Source organism: Pedobacter sp. (assembly GCF_035317785.1).
Taxonomy (GTDB): Bacteria; Bacteroidota; Bacteroidia; order Sphingobacteriales; family Sphingobacteriaceae; genus Pedobacter.
Genome location: NZ_DATHGC010000336.1, coordinates 1 through 5,050, shown reverse-complemented (window position 1 = coordinate 5,050; position 5,050 = coordinate 1). Strand labels below are relative to the sequence as shown.

General features: G+C 43.0%; 2 protein-coding genes and 1 pseudogene. 1 reads left to right on the top strand and 2 read right to left on the bottom strand.

Annotated features, from left to right (window positions below; genetic code table 11):
• Nucleotides 1-203: 203 nt before the first annotated feature.
• The gene (locus VK541_RS21420) at nucleotides 204-1,184 is read left to right on the top strand and encodes an acyl-ACP desaturase (protein WP_324372539.1); all 981 of its coding nucleotides are present in this window, start codon (nucleotides 204-206) and stop codon (nucleotides 1,182-1,184) included.
• Nucleotide 1,185: 1 nt separating this feature from the next.
• On the opposite strand, the gene VK541_RS21415 is transcribed toward VK541_RS21420, so the two are convergent.
• Together VK541_RS21415 and VK541_RS21410 are read right to left on the bottom strand one after the other, a co-directional pair.
• The gene (locus tag VK541_RS21415) at nucleotides 1,186-4,575 is read right to left on the bottom strand and encodes a methylmalonyl-CoA mutase family protein (RefSeq protein WP_414692637.1); all 3,390 of its coding nucleotides are present in this window, start codon (nucleotides 4,573-4,575) and stop codon (nucleotides 1,186-1,188) included.
• A 143-nt stretch (nucleotides 4,576-4,718) separates the two neighbouring features.
• Nucleotides 4,719-5,050 (bottom strand): annotated as a pseudogene (locus tag VK541_RS21410) (alkaline phosphatase family protein); the annotation flags it as partial.

Below are 5,050 nucleotides of genomic sequence, written 5' to 3'. Positions count from 1 at the left end.
AACAGAGAAGTTAAGCCCACCAGAGCCAATGGTACTGCGGTAACACGTGGGAGAGTAGGTCGGTGCCAAATCTTAAAGAAAGCCTGCAGTCATTGGACTGCAGGCTTTTCTTGTTTATCAATACTCCCATATAAAATAGGTTTTCATATCATTACTATGCCATTTTTTTTGGTATATTTGGGTAAATTTTAAATATAAAACGAATGAGTTTTTTTGCAGAGAAAAGAAGGGAAGTAATGTTGCATATCGAGACTTATATGCTTGATATGATGGATTCATACCTGAAACCAATTGATACCAATTGGCAACCATCTGATTTTTTGCCTGATTCAACAAGTGAGACATTTTTCCAGGATATAAAAATACTACGTGAAAATGCCAATGATCTATCCTATGATCTTGTGGCAGTATTGATTGGTGATACGATTACAGAAGAGGCCCTGCCTACTTATGAATCCTGGCTAACCATGGTAGACGGCATCACTAAAAATGAAGCGGGCGGGTGGATGAAATGGGTACGTCACTGGACTGCAGAAGAGAACAGGCATGGTGATTTATTGAATAAATACTTGTACCTATCCGGTAGAGTTGATATGCGCCAGATGGAGATTTCTACTCAGTATTTAATAGCCGATGGTTTTGACATTGGCACTGGCCATGATCCATATAGAAATTTTATTTATACCAGTTTCCAGGAACTGGCTACCAATATATCTCATAGAAGGGTGGCTTCTTTGGCGAAAAAGGATGGAGATGCTTTATTGTCTAAAATGTGCGGAGTGATAGCCTCTGATGAAGCGAGGCACGCCAAGGCTTATAAGGATTTTATGAGCAAGATCTTTGAAGTGGACCCCAATGAAGCTATGATCGCTTTTGAAGACATGATGCGTCAAAAGATTGTGATGCCAGCTCACTTTCTTCGTGAGATGGGAATGAAAATTGGCCAGACTTTTGGCCACTTTACTGATGCGGCACAACGTTTGGGGGTTTATACAGCAGTCGATTATGTGGAAATTATGCAGCAGCTGATTGAAGAATGGAAGCTGGAAAGTATGCGTGACCTGAATGAGGCGGGCGAAAAGGCACGTGATTATATCATGGCTTTGCCTTCCAGATTACTACGTGTTGCCGAACGAATGAAGAATCCAACAATGGAATATAAGTTCAGCTGGATACACGCTTAAATTACATATTCCTTCTATACTGTCCGCCTACTTCATAGAGTGCATTAGAGATCTGACCCAGTGAGCATATTTTACAGGCTTCCATTAGCTCAGAGAAAATATTCTCACCGGCTATAGCAACTTTTTGAAGTTTTCTTAAGGCCTCTGAGGTTTGATCGGCATTTCTTTCCTGAAAGGCCTTTAACGATTTGATCTGGTGTTGCTTTTCTTTTTCAGTAGCCCTGATTACTTCGCCTGGAACAATGGTAGGTGAGCCACTCTTATTTAGAAATGTATTTACACCTACTATCGGATATTCTCCATTATGTTTCAACGTTTCGTAATACAGGCTTTCTTCCTGGATCTTGCCTCTCTGATACATTGTTTCCATCGCGCCCAGCACACCACCTCTATCGTTAATTCGCTTGAATTCAAGCAAGACAGCTTCTTCTACCAGATCGGTGAGGTCTTCGATAATGAAGGCACCCTGTAGGGGATTCTCATTCTTTGCAAGTCCCAGCTCACGGTTGATGATCAATTGTATGGCCATGGCCCTGCGTACCGATTCTTCTGTAGGTGTAGTAATGGCTTCATCGTAAGCGTTGGTATGAAGGGAATTACAGTTGTCGTAAATGGCATATAATGCCTGCAGGGTGGTACGGATGTCATTAAAATCTATTTCCTGTGCATGTAGTGACCGGCCTGATGTTTGGATATGATATTTCAGTTTTTGCGACCTGTCATTACCTTTATATTTATTTTTGATCGCCTTTGCCCAAATGCGCCGCGCCACGCGGCCGATAACCGCATACTCGGGATCGATCCCATTAGAAAAGAAGAAGGATAGGTTGGGAGCAAAGTCATCAATGCGCATCCCCCTGCTGAGGTAGTATTCCACAAAAGTAAATCCGTTACTCAATGTAAATGCGAGCTGAGATATTGGATTTGCTCCGGCTTCTGCAATGTGATAGCCGGAGATAGAAACTGAATAGAAATTGCGCACATTTTTGGTAATGAAATAATGTTGAATATCACCCATCATTCTCAGTGCAAATTCTGTCGAAAAAATGCAGGTATTTTGAGCCTGATCCTCCTTGAGTATGTCGGCCTGCACGGTACCGCGTACTGTACTTATTGCTTTTCCTTTAATTTTTGAATACACTTCATCCGGTAATACCTGATCGCCGGTCACACCGAGCAGCATGAGTCCTAATCCATTGTTTCCTTCAGGCAGCGGATCATTGTATTCCGGCCTTTCTATTCCTTTTGCTTTATAGATGCTGTCGATCTTGCTTTTTACCTGCGCCTGCAGTTTATTTTCTATAATGTATTTCTCACACTGCTGGTCTATAGCTGTGTTCATAAAAAAGGCGAGCAGCATCGGGGCAGGACCATTGATGGTCATAGACACCGAAGTCGAAGCGGCACATAAGTCAAATCCCGAGTATAGTTTTTTAGCATCATCAAGGGTGGCAATGCTTACACCGGAATTACCTATTTTCCCGTAGATGTCAGGCCTGATGTGCGGATCTTCACCATATAAAGTTACAGAGTCGAAAGCAGTTGACAAGCGATGTGCTGGCTGGCCTAAAGATACATAGTGAAATCTTTTGTTGGTTCGTTCTGGTCCGCCTTCTCCTGCAAACATACGGGTAGGATCCTCACCTTCTCTCTTTAAGGGAAAAACGCCGGCTGCATAGGGAAATTCACCAGGAACGTTTTCTGTCAGCAGCCACCTGAGTATATCTCCCCAGTCCTGATAGCGGGGCAATGAAACCTTTGGGATTTGTAATTTTGATAAAGATTCATAGAAAAGAGACTGCTTAATCTCCTTATCGCGTACGCTGTATATAAAGTACTCTTGTTTGTATTTCAGTTTGGTTTCCGGCCATTCGCGAAGCAGTCGCCTGCAATCTCCGTCAAGCTGTTCTTCCAGGTGCTTATAGACATCTTTTAGCGAATCGACCGTTTCTTTCTCAGAGTGACCGGCTATCGTTTTGTCTTCCGAAAATAATTTGATAACTCCCTGGAGCTGGTAAAGTTTGCATGCAATCTGGCTTTGTTTATGTACCCAATCGTGATACGCTACGCTGGATTCCGCGATCTCAGCAAGATAACGGGTACGATCCGGTGGGATGATATAGATTTTTTCAGACTGCCCCGCTAAGAGCTCCATTTGCGGTTTAAAATCGATCTGTACTTTTTCTTTTATCTGCTGCATCAATGCTGCAAAGAGTTCATTCATGCCCGGGTCATTGAACTGGGAGGCTATGGTACTGAAAACAGGTATGGTCTCGTCCCTGGCCTCAAAGAGATTATGATTCCGTTTGTATTGCTTACGGACGTCTCTTAACGCATCCAATGCACCTCGTTTATCAGATTTATTAATGGCTACCAGGTCAGCAAAATCAAGCATATCTATTTTTTCCAGCTGCGTAGCGGCACCAAATTCGGGAGTCATCACATACAGGGAGATATCGCAATGTTCTGTGATTTCTGTATCAGATTGCCCTATACCCGATGTTTCTACAATAATGAGATCATAACCGGCCGCTTTGCAGATGTCAATGCTTTCCTGTACATTTTTTGAAAGGGCCAGATTGGCCTGCCGGGTAGCCAGCGAACGCATGTAAATCCTTGGATTGTTAATTGCGTTCATTCGAATTCTATCACCAAGCAAAGCTCCGCCTGTTTTTCTTTTAGAGGGGTCAACTGATATTATTGCCAGTGTTTTGTCTTTTACTTCCAGTAAAAAACGCCTTACCAGTTCATCAACCAGCGAGGATTTTCCGGAACCGCCGGTGCCTGTTATTCCAAGTACGGGTACTTTGTTTTTTCCGCTCAGCTTTTTTAATTCATCAACAAAGGTTTGTGCGCCTTCCGGATCATTCTCGGCCAAAGTAATGGCTGAAGCAATGTCTTTAATACTTTTATGGGGAATGGTTTTAAGTCCGCCGTCAAGAGATTTTATGGTGCTGAAGTCTGCTTCCTTCAGCATATGATTGATCATGCCCTGCAGACCCATTTTTCTGCCGTCATCTGGTGAATAAATCCTGATAATCCCGTATTCCTGCAGTTCTTTTATTTCTGAGGGAAGGATTACGCCTCCTCCTCCGCCAAATATTTTAATGTGAGAGGCCCCGCGCTCTTTAAGCAGGTCGTACATATATTTAAAGTATTCGATATGCCCCCCTTGATAAGAGGTCATAGCGATACCCTGTACGTCTTCCTGGATGGCACAATTTACTACTTCATCGACAGAACGGTTATGTCCGAGGTGGATGACCTCCGCACCTGATGACTGAAGAATCCTGCGCATGATATTGATCGTGGCATCGTGGCCATCAAATAGTGCGGCTGCTGTAACGAAACGTATTTTATGTTTGGGTTTGTAAATTTCGATCTGCTCCATCATGTTTATAACTGGTGTGCAAAGTTAAATAAAACTATGCGGAGCAAGTGAAAACAGAAACTGAAATACACCAGTGCGATAAATACAAAAGGCCGTTACGGTTTATGTTCCATAACGGCCTTTCATTTGTTCTGTACGGGGTTCTACTGATGGGTAAGCTCAGTTATTGGCTCGCCTACACAGCCACTTGGCATTTGAATATGTAACATAGCGGCAAGAGTTGCAGCGATGTCTGTCATGTAATGTGTTTTATTGGTCTTACCAGGCTTCACATTCCAGCCCATGAATACACATGGAATGTGTGAATCGTAAGGATACCAGGCGCCGTGTGTAGTGCCAGTGCTTCCCCCGCCGAAATATCCTGATTTTAATATGTAGTAAATATCGCCGCTCCGCTTTGCATTGTACCCATAAGTAACAGCTTTTTTAATTGCCTCAGGAAGTGTAGTTGAACTCAGTTTGGTAAGATCAATTG